The organism is Marinobacter caseinilyticus, from assembly GCF_011074955.1.
GTDB classification, from domain to species: domain Bacteria; phylum Pseudomonadota; class Gammaproteobacteria; order Pseudomonadales; family Oleiphilaceae; genus Marinobacter; species Marinobacter caseinilyticus.
In genome coordinates, this window is record NZ_WUQJ01000034.1 from 129,022 (window position 1) to 143,432 (window position 14,411).

The window sequence follows — 14,411 nt, forward strand, 5'->3', positions numbered from 1 at the left end:
ACAGGGGAAGCGGCTCCCACATCTGGGTTAACCATGCCAGCCGCTAGAATACTGGTTGCCGACGATGACCAACGCCTATTGCATAGTCTGACGACCCTGCTGATGCAACAGGGTCATGATGTTACCTCCGCCCTGGGAGGCAAGGCGGCCTGCGAGCAGCTCAGTGCAAACGCTTTCGACCTTGCGATGGTTGACCTGCGAATGCCTGAAGTAGATGGCTTTGAAGTAATGTCACATGCCGCCATGGTCCAGCCCGATTGCGGCATCATTGTGGTCAGTGGCGAAACCTCGTTCACTGCGGTCAGCCGCGCCCTTCGACGGGGCGCCCAGGACTACATCAAAAAACCTTTTGACCCTGATGAGTTGCTGGCAACACTGGGCGCCGCACTCGATAAGCAAAGCTTGCTCAGGGACCATGCCAGCATACAGCAGCGACTCGAAAAATCAGAGGCGCTGCACCGTTACATCGTCAACAGCTCTCCCGACATTGTTTTTATGCTCGACAATGAGGGGCGCTTCTGTTTCGTGAACAGCAAAATTGAAACACTGCTGGGGTATTCCTCCAGCGAACTGAACGGAACGCACTTTCGTCACATCATTGACGAGCAGGACGTGATTCGTGGTGTCTACGCTCTCAGAGACATCAACGTCACGGCTGAAAACCCAAGAACGCTGGAAGTCCGTTTGAAAACCCGGGGCAGCCGGAAGGCCAACCGGCATTTCGAAATTACGGCGTTCCCGATTGATCACGAGACCTGGCCTTTGGCCGCCGACTTCAACGCCTATGCGAGCGGCCGGAAAGCGCGATTCTATGGCACGGCTCGGGACGTTACTGAGCGCAAGGAAGCCGAAGCCTTTATTAATTTCCAGGCCTACCATGATTTGCTTACGCGTTTACCCAATCGCGCCCTGTTTAAAGATCGGCTCAATCTTGCGATCACCCAGGCACGACGCAACGAGCAAAATCTGGCGGTAATGTTTTTGGACCTGGATCGCTTCAAAGTCATCAACGACACTCTGGGTCACGCCATGGGTGACCGTCTGTTGCAGGCAGTCACGCAGCGACTGGAGCAATGCCTTCGCAAAGGCGATACTCTGTCCCGCTTCGGCGGTGACGAATTCACCCTGCTGCTGCCGGCCATTGCAAGCCATGAAGACGCCCGGCGTATCGCCAAAAAACTGATTGAAGCACTGCGAGCGCCTTTCCAGCTGGGCGAACAGGAAGTATTTGTCGGCGTCAGCATTGGCATTGCACTCTTCCCCGACGCCGGCGACTCACTGGACCAGCTGATCCAGAACGCGGACATTGCCATGTATCACGTCAAGGCTCGCGGCAAAGACGGCTATCGCTTCTTCACCAAAGCCATGAGCATCGATACCGCCAACCGACTTAGCCTCGAACGCGACCTGCGCCAGGCTCTGGACAACAATGAACTGAGGGTTTTCTATCAGCCGCAAGTGTGTGCCAATACAGGTCTGGTAGTGGGCCTTGAAGCCTTGGTGCGGTGGCAGCACCCAGAGCGGGGGCTGCTCTACCCCAGAGACTTTCTGCCCTTGGCCGAAGAGACCAAGTTGATTGTCGATCTCAGTGAACAGGTATTGGCCCAGGCCTGTCAGCAAGTCAATCAGTGGATTCTTGACGATCACATGGACTTGAGACTGGCAGTCAATCTCTCACCCATTCAGGTCGAGCACCCAAAGTTTGTCGAAAACCTGATAAAGCAGCTTCACGATCATAATTTTCCGCCGCAAAACCTGGAGATCGAGATCACCGAAAATGTGATCATGAACGACCTGGAGCAAATCAGCCAAAAGCTCCGTCAACTGGCGAATCTCGGTATCAGAATTGCCATCGACGACTTTGGCACCGGCTATTCCTCGCTCAACTATATCCACAACCTACCGATTCACACCCTGAAAGTGGACCAATCGTTTGTACGAGGCATACGCGGCGGTGAGGGCGACGCCTGCATAGTGAATGCGATTGTCGCCATGGCGCACGGACTGAAGTTGGATATAGTTGCCGAAGGTGTCGAGACGGATGCCCAACTGGCCTATCTCAAGAATTTGGGCTGTCACCAGGTTCAGGGGTTCTTCTACGGCCCGGCACAGCCAGCGGAGGCCATTACTCGCCTGCTGAATCAACAGCGCGTGCGCGCCGTGGTTTAGGACAACCTCTCGTGCTGATCAGACGTCACACGTTTTGGTTCACAGCCAACTATTGACCCCCGGACTTCACTGAAAGCTCCTTTGGCACCAACTCCGGCACGTACCTGCTGACAATGTCCTGCAACTTACCGGACCTCGACAACGCATGCAGTCGAGCCGCCACAAAGCGTTTGAATTCGGCAGACCAACGACGATCCAAGTAGAGATAAACCGGGTAATCCGGGATAATAGCGCTGACATCAATTTCCCGAAAACACGAGCGGTTACCGTCCAACTCGTTCAGGTGATAACGGAGCCGTGAGGCCATTTCAATAAACCCGTCCGTACGCCCCAAACGCACCAATTCAAGGCCGGCGTCGTAACGATCGACAGGGACAGACCAAATGATGCCGCTGTCGGCGGCTTCATTCAGGGAAAGGTAGTTGAAGTGGCGAATGGTCACAATCGACAAACCCGCCAAGTCATCGATCGATTGCACATCACTCCGTATCGATTCTTTGCAGGTCATCAACACGTGATGGGTGTCGAAAAGCGCATCCCCGACCGGCTCACCCTTTTCGCCAAACGAGTCCCAGACGGGAGAATCAAACGTAATCCAGTGGTTAATCTGGCCTTCACTGACACTTAACCGGATCCGATTGACTGGCAGTACCTGATGCCGAACGGTAAAGGGCGATCCCTCAAATACCGCGTCGACAATATCGGAAATGATCCCGCCTTTGCTTTTATTATCTTCTACGATTTGAAATGGCCGCGTTTTCCCATCAACAACAAGGTAACGAATCGAGGTTGGGTCCTGCTCCGATGCGCGAGCGTCTGCAATACCCAGCACGAACATCAGGAGCACCAGAAATACTTCAGGACGATGACGCCAAGCGTTCAAGGTAAGCCTCTTTGAGTTCGCTCGTATTAGCTTCCCCAGTATAGGTGCCAGCGAAAGAAACCGTCACCTTCGGTTCTTGAATAAAAACGCAGCACAACCTTTCCCGCCACCCTGTCCGGCCGAAAAATAGATTGTTGGACAGTCTTAATTAAAACCTTGACCAAGTTTGCAAAGTATTGCATTGCGTTACCGAATGTATCTGGAAATGCGGGCTACTGCACATAATTGATTCGGCCTCTTCACTACTATTTTTTGACAGACATCTGTCGCCGGTGCGCGCCCGTTTCAGCGGGGAAGCATGGACAATAAACACAACACGGCGACAGATCATTTCGATCGGAACAGGCTTGAAACATCATGCGCGATAAATACAAATACATCGGCCCCGTATACGACTTCCTCAGCAACCTTTACAGCGGTAAAAACATTCACCGCTGCAAAACAGCCATGCTCGACGTTGAGACGATCAAACCCGGCACCCGGGTTCTGTTTGCCGGTGTCGGTCACGGCCGGGACGCCATTCGTGCGGCGGAACTGGGTGCGGATGTCACCGTCATCGACTTGTCCGAAACAATGCTTCGAAAATTCGCAGACGCCCAGCAACAAGAGGCCCCTCACCTCACGATTCATCGGGTCCACAGTGACATCATGAAGCTTGAGCAGTACGAACAGTACGACATGGTTGTGGCCAATTTCTTCCTGAATGTCTTTGACGAGGACATGATGGTTCGGGTGCTGGAGCATCTGATTCGCCTTGGCAAGGCCGACGCCAAGGTGGTGGTGGGTGATTTCTGCTACCCCTCCGGCAACGTTCTGGCCCGGCTGTTCAAGAAAGCCTACTGGTACGTGGCGGTCTTCATTTTTTGGTTATTCGCCAATAACGCATTTCACAAAATCTACAACTATCCAGAGCACATGCAGCGTCTTGGCCTGCAAGTCACGGAGAAAAAGCACTTCAAATTACTGAACATGAATTGTTACTGGTCCATTCTCGGCCAGAAAAAAGCGTGATCTACCGCCCCATAAACCACAATAAAACAACCGTCCTTGGGGGATAAATCGCATGACAGATCAAACCCTGACACTCGACCAATGTGGCACTTTGGCCGAAGGCTCGTTCTCTTTTTCAGAACGAGTCGATTACCTGAAGAAATTCGGCACCCATTCGCAGTCCTTCTCCACACTGCAACCTGGTATGGATTACTTTGATTTGCCAGGCGTAGGCTTTGTCGGTTTCATGCGTAAGTGGGGCATGACGTTTGTGTTATCGGACCCGGTGGCGGCGCCCGACCATTTCGAGTTGATACTCGAGCGCTTTCATCAGCGCCATCCCAATGCATCCTATATACAGGTATCCAAACCCGTTGTGGACTTTCTGCACTTCCGCTTTGGTCTGTTCGGCACTCAGTTTGGCAGCGAATCCCGAATCAACCTGGCGACTTGGGCGCTCACTGGCAAGAAGAAACAGATTATTCGCACGGCACTTAACCAGGCAGAGAAAAACGGCATTACCGTGATGGAGCGTTTTAGTGACGACCATACCCGAGAAATCTCAGACGCCTGGATTCAGACCCGGAAATGCAAGAGCAAGGAAATCCGTTTTCTGATCCGCCCGATGGAAATGAACTACCGGGAGAACGAACGTCACTTCTATGCCTACCAGGATGGCAAAGCCGTTGGCTTTATCTATTTTGATCCCATCTACCGCAACAACCGCATCATCAGTTATGTGCCCAATATTTCCCGCGCCAATGCCGATTTCCGTCAGGGGATTTTCTACACGCTGATGGCGCACGCGATGGATGTCTTTAAGGAAGAAGGCGTGCCGTTTCTTGACCTCGGCCTGATTCCCCTGTCCCTGGACAAAGCAACCGAGCGTCAGGAAAGCGGTCTTCTAAAGCGGATTCTTCATGGGCTGTACGAGCGTGGCAACTTTCTTTACAACTTCAAAGGCCTGGAGTTCACCAAATCGCGTTTTCGCGGGGAAGGCTTCAAGACTTACTGTTGTCATCGTCGCACCATTCCGGCACTGGAATTTCTTGCCATGTTCAAGCTGACCCGACTGTTGTGAGGTGCGCCTGACCTGGCCAACCGCCCTCTACGGATCGGGCGGCCAGCCCGATGTGGGTGAGATAGCCGGCAATTCCCGTCGGTACCTCACCGGTAAAAAACACTGCATTCAACGGTGGCGCCGAAGCTGGGAGCGCTTCTATCTCCAACCCGGCCTCCTGCAATACGGCTAAGGTTCGACGGGCGATGGCGTCACCGGAATCGACCCAAAACCGTATCTCTGGCAACACGGCTTGTAACCTGTCGAGGATCAGTGGGTAATGGGTGCACCCCAAAACAACGGTATCAACTTCGGCCCTTCGAAACGGTGCCAGTGCGTCCTTGAGCAGTCGCTCTGATAATGGCTGTCCTGCAACCCAAGCTTCAATCCAACGCACCAGGTCCGGATGCCCCACACGTTCCAACCTGCAGTCGCCGGCAAATTCATTGATCAGATGTTCCAGATAGGGGCGGGTAACCGTTGCGGGTGTGGCCAACAGCCCTATTCGTCGATTCTCCGATACCAGGGAAGCCGGCTTGATCGCAGGCACGACCCCCACAACAGGCACACTCACCGCTGCCCGCAAGCTGGGCAACACGGCGGTGCTGGCAGTGTTGCACGCCACCACGATGACGTCTGCCGCCGACCGTGTCAGCGCCTCCACAACCAGGGCAACACACCGGGATATAACGGTGGCTTCAGCCTGATCACCGTAGGGAAAACAGGCGTTATCCGCCAGATAAGTCAGTTGAGCCGACGGCACCCGTTGACGTATGCACTGGGCAACACTGAGCCCACCGACACCGGAATCAAAAATCAGGACGCTGGGGTGCCTCAACGGTTGGCCTCCTCCGCCAAGATTTCACGCTCCATAAGATGGATTAAATGCCCGGCAATGGTCGATTGTGGAGGCACTGCCGGAAACGCTCCCGGACGGAACCACTGTGCATCCAGCAGCTCGTCTTCCTGCAAAACCAGATCTCCACCCGCATAATCAGCCGAAAAGCCGAGCATCAATTGATGCGGGAATGGCCATGGCTGTGAACGGTGATAGCGCACATTGGTTACTTCCAGGCCGGTTTCCTCCAGTACCTCCCGCGCCACCGCTTGCTCTGCGCTTTCCCCCGGTTCCACAAACCCTGCAATCAAGCTGTAAAACCGACCCTTGGACTTAACGGATTGCGCCAACAGAATCTGGTCAACGCGTCGAATAACAACGATGACGCAAGGCGCCAGGCGCGCATACCAAGGAATACCGCAACCACCACACCAGCGCGCCCGCTCGGCCGGGTGAAACGTCGTGGGCTGTCCACAGCGTCCGCAATATCGATGGTCCCGCCACCATTGGAGGACCTGAATAGCGGTACCCACCATCGCTGCTGTCGCCTCATCACTGTTGAGAAACACGTCTCTCAGCGATACCGATTCGCAGCCGTCGATAATGGGCTCATCCTTTAGCTCAACGACGTAAACGGGTCTGGCCTCAAGCCGTCCGACGTATACCGGCTCATCATCACCGGTCACCAGATTGCGTATGTCAGACCATGCAAACAACCAGCCAGTGCGGGGCCGCAGCACTGAATGACAACACAGGATCACGACGCTATCGCCCTCATCAGGAGGCTCTGAAGACCAACCTGCGACCCACTCCAGCATAACCAATTACCTGCGTTGTCAAAATTAGACTGAATGTATCACATACCGATTGGCGCCATAAGCCGCACCAGACTCCTTTGCCCACGGCCAGCGACCAAGTACACTGGGCGCCAGTTACGGTAATCGGAGCAAACCTATGCGTTTTTTACCGGGCCTCAGCGGCCTGATCCTGACCCTGTTTCGCAAGCTGCTGTATTTGTGGGTCAGGACAGATGTCAAGGGCGCGAGCCCGGACGCACTGGGACTCAACCCAGCCAAACCCGTTTGCTACGTCGTGCAATACAGCTCAATGTCGAGTCGCCTGGTGTTGGAGCAGGAAGTCGAACGCGCCCAGCTGCCATCGGCGCAAGCACCGCTGCCTGTCCACGGCGGTCCTGACCACTCTTTCTTCTTCCTCTATAAACGCACTGGCGGGCTATTCCGCCGACGTCAGACTTCGGTGTTGACATCACAGGCACAGGAACTTGTGCAACTGGGCGTCGAAGACCCCACGCTCGACGTGCAAATCGTACCGGTATCACTGTTCTGGGGACGTTCTCCCGACAAGGCAAAATCACTGGTCAAACTGTTGCTCTCGGACACCTGGACAGTGGCTGGCCGGCTGCAGAAATTTCTCATTATCCTGGTCCACGGACGCAACACCTACGTCCAGTTTGGCAAACCGCTGTCGCTCAGTCAGGTCGTGGACGAATATCGTGACCGGCCGGACCAGGCGTCCCGTAAGCTGGCCCGAATCCTCCGAACGCATTTTCGGCGGGTCCGGCAAGCGGTGCTTGGCCCCGACCTTTCGCACCGCCGCACATTGGTTGAAGGGCTGGTTCGCACCCCGGCAGTGAAGGATGCCATCCGGGAGACCGCCCGCAAAGACGATATTCCACCGGAAAAAGTGCGGGCCAAAGCGCGTAAATACGCCGATGAAATTGCCGCCAGTATGTCGATCGTCACCATCCGCTTTCTTGAAGTGCTGTTAAGCCGGCTGTGGAACCGGATATACAACGGCATTACAGTCAACAACATTGAGGTTGTTCAAAGTGTTGCCCAGGACAATGCTGTCGTTTATGTGCCCTGCCATCGCTCTCACATAGACTATTTACTGCTGTCCTACGTCCTGTACAACAATGGCCTGATGCCGCCACACATCGCCGCTGGCATTAACCTGAACATGCCGGTGGTCGGCTCGATTCTGCGACGTGGCGGCGCCTTTTTCATGCGTCGGAGCTTTAAGGACAATCCGCTCTACAGCACGGTTTTCAATGAATACATGCACGTTATGTTTTCCCGAGGGTATTCGGTCGAGTACTTCGTTGAAGGTGGACGTAGCCGGACCGGGCGGATGCTACAGCCACGTCCGGGCATGGTGGCCATGACCGTGCGCAGCTATCTGCGAGACCACAACAAGCCGATCGTGTTTGTACCGGTCTACATTGGTTACGAGAAAGTGATGGAGGGTCGCTCCTATCTGGGTGAACTTCGGGGCAAAAAGAAGCAAAAAGAGAGTGTGTTCGCCCTTGCCAAGACCCTGAAATCCCTGCGTAACTCCTTTGGCCGGGTGGCGGTTAATTTTGGTAGCGCAATCCCTCTCTCGGACGTACTGGACGACATTCATCCATCGTGGCGCCGGGAGGCCTACGACAGTGAGTATCGCCCTGCGTGGCTCAGCCAGGCCGTTGAGACCTTATCCTCGAAAATTGTCACTGGCATCAATGCGGCAGTCGCGGTCAACCCAATCGGGATGACCGCTACAGTGTTGCTCAGTACCGAACGTTTGGCCATGGATGAAATTCAGCTAAGCCGGTTAATGGATCAGTTCGCGGATCTGCTGAGAGCATTTCCCTACGCCGAGACAGTGACGCTGCCAGAGGGCGGCGGTAAAGAATGGATTGCCTACTGCGAAACGATGGGGCTGGTCAGTCGCCAACCACAAGCGTTGGGAGACATTATCGCACTGGAAGGCAATAACGCGATTCTGATGACCTATTACCGCAACAATATTCAGCACCTTTTTGCCTTGCCGTCGCTGATTGCCTGCCTGTTCGAGAACAATTCGTCGCTAGCCCGCGAGAAGGTCGTTTTCCTGTCGAGCGTGGTGTATCCCTACCTGCAATCCGAACTGTTCCTTCAATACCAACCGGAACAGGCCGAGCAGGTAGTGGACCAGTGGATTGATGTGCTGGTAAACCACGGTCTACTTCAGACACACGGCGACCGGATTTGCCGGCCCGAGGACGGTACCGAATCCATGCTCCGATTAAGGGCCTTATCACACTTTATTATTCAGACCCTGGAGCGCTACCACATCGCAATTGCAATTCTCCGGAAGTATGGCTCGGGTAAAATCAATGCCACCGAACTCGAAGAACAAAGCACCCTGATGGCGGAGCGCATGTCGATCTTGTTTGGCCTGAACGCGCCGGAGTTTTTTGACAAGAGCCTGTTCCGAAATTTCATAGCCAACCTGCAGAAAAACGAGGTGATTTCGACCGACGAGAATGGTCAGTTGTGTTACACCGAAGGCCTGGATGAGGTTGCGGAGGATGCACGGCTCGTTTTGAGTGTGGAAAAGCGACAGGCGATTCAGCAAGTCACCATGCTCGGGGCATGACCGGCGCCACCGGTCAGCTCGATGGAAAGGCTTTGATGGGGTAAATGTCGTAGCGACTGCTCTTGCCCTCCAGCCGGGTTGCGGGTTCCGGCCCTTCAATCTGGGGCGCCTTTCTTGGCCGCTTGACGACGACCCGGTAGGTCGCCCGCGCCAGGGCGGCGGCCAACAGATCGGGGGCATCAAGGTCATCACCGACAATGTCCCGAAACACCCGCATTTCTTTTTTTACCAAGGCGTCTTTTTTCCGATGCGGGAACATGGGGTCGAGGTAAACAACATCCGCAACGCTGCCCTCTCCCTGCGCCAGCCAGCGCGCACTGTCCTGCGCCAATAGGGTCATCTGCTCAATCACCGGCGCAGCCGTCACGTTGAGCCGGCCTCGGGCCAGTCCATCCGCAAGCAGGGCGTGTACGATCGGTGAGCGCTCGATCAGTGTCATCCGACACCCGAGTCCCGCCAGCACGAAGGCGTCCTGGCCTAGCCCGGCGGTCGCATCCAGAATGTGCAGGGTCTTGCGGGTTTTCTGCATGCCTACCGCCTTGGCAATCAGTTGGCCCGTACCACCGCCATGCTCAAGCCGATAACCGGCCTTACCGGCGCAGAATTCAGCGCGCACCGGACCCGGTGCCCCAGGCCCCGTGGTCTGAAGCGCCAGCCCGTTTTCGTCGGCGTATAGCAGCAACGCGTAATCGGTCACTTTTTTGGGTTTGACAACACCAATGAAGGGCAAGCCGAGTTCAGCGGCCAGGAGACCGACCGTTTGCTGATCGGCTAACGGACTGCAGGCAACGGCCAGGGCAGTAGGGTGGGCAGCGTTCATCAAATTCGAATATCAATACCGGCGAGCTCAACATCAACGTCATCTCGCAATGCCGCAACGCCGGCAAACGTTTCCAGCGCGCGGGCGCTGGCCAGTGGCATGTCATCCGCCCGAAAACGTTCCAGACGCACATCTTCGGATGCCTGACGGGCTTCTACCCGTCGTTTTATAGCGGCCGAGTCAACCGGATTCGTCGCGCGCTCACCAACCTCCGAACGGGGAACGGCCAAGTCTTGGCGAATGCCTTCGGGTGTGCCATTAACGCCCGCTGCTGATGAATTGCGGGCAATATCAGACCGCTCCCGAAGCGCTGTCGCATCCGATTGCGCCCGGTACACTGCATTTGGGTTAAGACCACCAATCATCTGATCACGCTCGCCATAACGTCTTCACAGAGCTGTAGTATGAAACGAAAATCAATATAAAACGAGTATCGTCAATTTGAATACACCATTACCAAAGCATGACCAGCAGCAACAGGCCCAGCAACAGGCGGTAAATGACGTATGGCATGAGCCCCAGCCGCTCCAGGAAGGTCAGGAAAAGATGGATGCAAACCACCGCACTGACGAAGGACAACGAGGCTCCCAACGCAATCGAGCGCCAATCAGCCGCCTCACCCAGCTCTACCAACTCCAATGTTTTCAGCAGTCCAGCGGCAGCAATCAGTGGAATTGACAGCAAAAACGAAAACCGCGCCGCTGAATCGCGGTTAAAACCCAGAAAAAGCGCCGCCGTCATGGTAATGCCGGAGCGGGAGGTGCCGGGAATTAAAGCCAATGCCTGGGCCAATCCGATAATGAGTGCATCCTTGAAACGCAAACCCTCAATGCCTCGCGCCTGTCGCCCTGCCGCATCCGCCCACCACAACATCAACCCAAAACCAATGGTCGAGAGCGCAATCACCAGGCTCGAGCGCAACTCAGTTTCAATAAAATCATTTAACAACACGCCAGCCAGGCCCGCCGGGACGGTAGCGGCAATAATAGCCCAGGCCAGCCCACTGTCCGATCCAATCCTGGCTCTCACGGTATCACTCACCCACGCTAACGCCAGGCGACTGACAACCCGCCGGAAATACCAAACCACGGCGGTGAGGGTTCCGACATGCACCGCAACGTCGAAGGCCAGCCCTTGATCCGGCCAACCCAGTAGCTGCGAGGGTAGAATCAGATGCGCAGAACTGCTGATCGGCAGAAACTCCGTCAGGCCCTGTATGATGGCCAGCACAACAATATGCCAAAGTTCCATGGCTCACAATCCGACCGGGTGAGAGTGTTGCTTAACGACCGGGAAGCTTCTTCCAGGTCACTTCGTTGCGGAGATAGACCGGCTGGGCCTCTGCCGCTGACAGGTACCGCCCACGCTGCCAGGCGGCTACGGCCAGAACAATGATGTCGCGAGCATGAGGCACCGCCGTTACATCAATGCGGCTGATTCGCTCGACCACTGCTGCGGGCATCTGATCACGAAACGACCACCCCGAGCCGGTACCGATCCATCGGGAGAAGCCGTCAGGCAGCGACACGCGGTCCGGTGGGCACACCTGTTCCTCTGATACAGGCTGCAGGTCATTGTCAGTGCAGTGGAAGCAACCCCAGTAGACTTCATTCATCCGCGCATCCACCGCCACCGCAATGGCTCCCTCACCGCCATCGGCGAGGTCCCGAGCCGCACCTGCGGCCAGCACCGCCAGTGACGACACTGGCACAACCGGGATGTCGAGCCCGAAGGCCAGCCCCTGCACGACACCGGTCGCAATCCTGAGCCCGGTAAAGGAGCCCGGCCCGGCGGCAAACGCAATGGCATCCAGGCTCGACACCCGGAGTTCACGCTCCGCCAGCAGCGCTTTTACCATAGGCATCAGCAACCGCGTATGGCCACGGGGGGCAATTTCAAAGCGATCGGTGACCTTGCCACCGCTGAGCAAAGCCACCGAACAGCCTTCCGATGACGTGTCCAATGCAAGCAGATTCACCGGGATGCCTCGCGATTTATTGCAGCTTCTCTAGAATCTGGCTGCGAATGTCGTCCAGCGAGCCCACACCCTTTACCCGAACGTATTTGGGTGCGCTGGCTGGATCTTTGGCCGCCAAGTCCTGGTAATAATCGATCAACGGTGCGGTCTGGGAATGGTAGATACCCAGACGCTTGCGAACGGTTTCTTCCTTGTCGTCAGCACGCTGCATCAGCGGCTCACCGGTCTCGTCATCTTTGCCTGATTCTTTGGGGGGATCGTATTTGACATGGTAAATACGGCCGCTTGCCTCGTGCACACGGCGACCGGAAAGGCGGTGAACGATTTCTTCATCATCCACCGCGATCTCAACCACATAATCAATCACGATACCCTGATCCCTCAGTGCTTCCGCCTGCGGAATCGTGCGAGGGAACCCGTCTAGCAGGAAGCCATTGCGGCAATCCTCCTGTTTCACCCGCTCTTCAATCAGCGCGATGATAATGTCATCAGAGACCAGCCCACCGGTTGCCATGACTTCCTTGACCTGCAAGCCGAGCTCTGACTCAGCTTTGACAGCAGCCCTCAGCATGTCACCCGTCGAAATCTGGGGGATGCCAAAACGCTCGGTAATAAATTGGGCTTGAGTGCCCTTGCCCGCGCCTGGCGCGCCTAACATGATGATTCTCATATGGTTCTGCTCCCGTTGAACGAATAATACTGGTGGAAAGACGAGGACTGAGCAGCAGTCGAGCGGCGTCTTCCGGGGAAAGCCCAACCCGTTTGAACAGGGCGCCCTGAATTTTGAAGATCGGGCATTATACGAAGTCAGGACGGTAAGAGAAAGTGGCCTTCAGTAGCAACCTCCTGGCAGGTCCTTGTCCGTTAGGACGAGAGCGAGTGCGCCAAAGCATCAAGGTCGGCAGAAACGGCCTCGACCGCTTCCCGGAACTCCTCAAGATCTTCATCAAGCAAACCCAGACGCATGGAAATCGCCGGTAGATCGTCCTCATTGAATTCGTCGCCGATGCCCTTCTCTTTGAGCAAGCAGTTGGCAAGCTGCACCATCAGGACATATTGTTCATGTTCGCCGTGATAGTCCGCGTGCTGGTGTACGCCCGCGGCTTTAACGACGGCGTCCGGCAACTGCCAGAGCTTGTGGAGGATACCACCGATAGCGCCATGACCGACCGCCAGCAGATCCTGGCCCTGGCCGCCGCCAAATATCTGGTGTTCCAGTGACCGCATGCTGTGATCCGGATTATCCTCACGCAGGGCGTTCAGTTGATCGAACTCGGAAGGGAACAGGTGCCCAATCAATAAGAGACCAAAGTTGTGGAGTAGCCCGCAGAGATAGGACAGGCCCTTGTCGGCCTGACAGCGTGATGCCATCCGTTGGGTCAGGAAAGCACAATACAGCGAATGGCGCCAAAATTCGTCCATACCCAACATGCCTTTCCTTGGCACATCAAACGCCCGCACCGAGGCAATACCAAGGGCTATATGGGCAACCCGATCAAAGCCCAAAACGCGCGTCACCGCGTCTTGCACCGAATCGATCTGTCCCGGGTAATGAAACAACGCCGATCGCGCATAGCGCATAATCTGTGCGGTCAGACTGGGATCAAATTCAATCAGATCTGACAATTCACGGGCGGTGGCGTCGGCGTTGCCGGTTAATCGTAAGATACGCAATGCGAGCGCCGGCATTGGCGGCAATCGATAAAGTTTTTGCAGCTGCTGGGCAACTTCATCCAGGGTAATGGCGGTCGCGCGGTGATCCGACGAACCCCTGATGATCATCTGCCCTCCCCGGGCACCGGCCAGCGCCAGCCTGAAGACTCGCCCATCCATGGCGATCAGCGTGTTGTCGGAGCCGCAAGCCATTACCACGCGCGGTAACGTCATGACCGATTCATCCACCATCACGGGCACATCGTAGGCGGCCCCAACCGGAGGATGAAAGCCCGGCTCACAATCATTGAATAAGCGATCGGCCTGACGACCGGTAAGAGGCTGCAGACGGCGACCACTTAAGGCCGCAATCGCATCGAGGTCCAACACACTTTCAAGGGGATGAACAACCATCACCACGCCGGTAAGGTCAATCAGCATCGTGGCTTTTACGGCTTGAGCGCGCGGCGCCACCGAGGCTTTCAGTGCGACCTCCAGATCGGCTGCCGCCGCTACGGACAGGGTGTCGAAAGCCAGACCCTTGCGGTTTAAGAACGTACTCAGTCTGCCAGCTATTGCCACGCAGGTCTCCTTAGTGGT

13 protein-coding genes are annotated in these 14,411 nt (G+C 55.7%); 4 read left to right on the top strand and 9 right to left on the bottom strand.

What is annotated here, in order from left to right; all coding sequences use genetic code 11:
• Positions 1-33 precede the first annotated feature (33 nt).
• On the top strand, positions 34-2,169 hold the full coding sequence (locus tag GRX64_RS17270) for an EAL domain-containing response regulator (protein ID WP_235937738.1): 2,136 nt from the start codon (positions 34-36) through the stop codon (positions 2,167-2,169).
• 49 nt (positions 2,170-2,218) lie between these two features.
• Here GRX64_RS17270 and GRX64_RS17275 read toward each other — a convergent pair whose 3' ends face one another.
• Positions 2,219-3,052: a substrate-binding periplasmic protein gene (locus GRX64_RS17275; RefSeq protein ID WP_166269037.1), complete on the bottom strand. Its 834-nt coding sequence runs from the start codon at positions 3,050-3,052 to the stop codon at positions 2,219-2,221.
• A gap of 357 nt (positions 3,053-3,409) precedes the next feature.
• Between GRX64_RS17275 and GRX64_RS17280 the strand changes: the two genes are divergently transcribed.
• Together GRX64_RS17280 and GRX64_RS17285 are read left to right on the top strand one after the other, a co-directional pair.
• Positions 3,410-4,063 (top strand): class I SAM-dependent methyltransferase, encoded by a 654-nt coding sequence (locus tag GRX64_RS17280; protein ID WP_166269038.1) that lies wholly within the window; start codon positions 3,410-3,412, stop codon positions 4,061-4,063.
• 52 nt (positions 4,064-4,115) lie between these two features.
• Entirely contained in the window at positions 4,116-5,123 is a 1,008-nt protein-coding gene (locus GRX64_RS17285; protein ID WP_166269039.1) for a DUF2156 domain-containing protein, read from the top strand.
• On the opposite strand, the gene murI is transcribed toward GRX64_RS17285, so the two are convergent.
• Together murI and nudC are read right to left on the bottom strand one after the other, a co-directional pair.
• Positions 5,101-5,940 (bottom strand): glutamate racemase, encoded by an 840-nt coding sequence (gene murI / locus GRX64_RS17290; protein ID WP_166269040.1) that lies wholly within the window; start codon positions 5,938-5,940, stop codon positions 5,101-5,103. The two genes, GRX64_RS17285 and murI, sit on opposite strands and share 23 nt — an antisense overlap.
• Positions 5,937-6,758, bottom strand: coding sequence for an NAD(+) diphosphatase (gene nudC / locus GRX64_RS17295; protein WP_166269041.1), 822 nt, complete (start codon positions 6,756-6,758; stop codon positions 5,937-5,939). The genes murI and nudC overlap by 4 nt, the downstream gene beginning before the upstream one ends.
• Positions 6,759-6,894: 136 nt before the next feature.
• Here nudC and plsB point away from each other — a divergent pair, with 136 nt between their 5' ends.
• On the top strand, positions 6,895-9,360 hold the full coding sequence (gene plsB / locus GRX64_RS17300) for a glycerol-3-phosphate 1-O-acyltransferase PlsB (RefSeq protein ID WP_166269042.1): 2,466 nt from the start codon (positions 6,895-6,897) through the stop codon (positions 9,358-9,360).
• A 13-nt stretch (positions 9,361-9,373) separates the two neighbouring features.
• Here plsB and GRX64_RS17305 read toward each other — a convergent pair whose 3' ends face one another.
• The 6 genes from GRX64_RS17305 to GRX64_RS17330 form a co-directional block, all read right to left on the bottom strand.
• Complete coding sequence (locus GRX64_RS17305; RefSeq protein WP_166269043.1) at positions 9,374-10,180, bottom strand: class I SAM-dependent methyltransferase; 807 nt, start codon at positions 10,178-10,180, stop codon at positions 9,374-9,376.
• Complete coding sequence (locus tag GRX64_RS17310; RefSeq protein ID WP_166269044.1) at positions 10,180-10,545, bottom strand: UDP pyrophosphate phosphatase; 366 nt, start codon at positions 10,543-10,545, stop codon at positions 10,180-10,182. The genes GRX64_RS17305 and GRX64_RS17310 overlap by 1 nt, the downstream gene beginning before the upstream one ends.
• Positions 10,546-10,633: 88 nt before the next feature.
• A complete protein-coding gene (locus GRX64_RS17315) occupies positions 10,634-11,431 on the bottom strand; it encodes an undecaprenyl-diphosphate phosphatase (RefSeq protein WP_166269045.1) in 798 nt (265 codons plus the stop codon).
• Between the two features lie 31 nt (positions 11,432-11,462).
• Positions 11,463-12,158 carry a tRNA (adenosine(37)-N6)-threonylcarbamoyltransferase complex dimerization subunit type 1 TsaB gene (gene tsaB, locus GRX64_RS17320; RefSeq protein ID WP_166269046.1) on the bottom strand — a complete coding sequence of 232 codons (696 nt, stop codon included), beginning with the start codon at positions 12,156-12,158 and terminating at the stop codon, positions 11,463-11,465.
• 16 nt (positions 12,159-12,174) lie between these two features.
• Positions 12,175-12,828 carry an adenylate kinase gene (gene adk / locus GRX64_RS17325; protein WP_166269047.1) on the bottom strand — a complete coding sequence of 218 codons (654 nt, stop codon included), beginning with the start codon at positions 12,826-12,828 and terminating at the stop codon, positions 12,175-12,177.
• A 194-nt stretch (positions 12,829-13,022) separates the two neighbouring features.
• Positions 13,023-14,393 (bottom strand): HDOD domain-containing protein, encoded by a 1,371-nt coding sequence (locus tag GRX64_RS17330; RefSeq protein WP_166269048.1) that lies wholly within the window; start codon positions 14,391-14,393, stop codon positions 13,023-13,025.
• Positions 14,394-14,411: the final 18 nt, after the last annotated feature.

Coding starts and splice junctions, on each gene's coding strand:
- GRX64_RS17310 (WP_166269044.1), bottom strand. CDS start 10,545: ATGATTGGTGGTCTTAACCCAAATGCAGTGTACCGGGCGCAATCGGAT.
- nudC (WP_166269041.1), bottom strand. CDS start 6,758: ATGCTGGAGTGGGTCGCAGGTTGGTCTTCAGAGCCTCCTGATGAGGGC.
- plsB (WP_166269042.1), top strand. CDS start 6,895: ATGCGTTTTTTACCGGGCCTCAGCGGCCTGATCCTGACCCTGTTTCGC.
- GRX64_RS17270 (WP_235937738.1), top strand. CDS start 34: ATGCCAGCCGCTAGAATACTGGTTGCCGACGATGACCAACGCCTATTG.
- GRX64_RS17305 (WP_166269043.1), bottom strand. CDS start 10,180: ATGAACGCTGCCCACCCTACTGCCCTGGCCGTTGCCTGCAGTCCGTTA.
- GRX64_RS17315 (WP_166269045.1), bottom strand. CDS start 11,431: ATGGAACTTTGGCATATTGTTGTGCTGGCCATCATACAGGGCCTGACG.
- GRX64_RS17285 (WP_166269039.1), top strand. CDS start 4,116: ATGACAGATCAAACCCTGACACTCGACCAATGTGGCACTTTGGCCGAA.
- GRX64_RS17280 (WP_166269038.1), top strand. CDS start 3,410: ATGCGCGATAAATACAAATACATCGGCCCCGTATACGACTTCCTCAGC.
- adk (WP_166269047.1), bottom strand. CDS start 12,828: ATGAGAATCATCATGTTAGGCGCGCCAGGCGCGGGCAAGGGCACTCAA.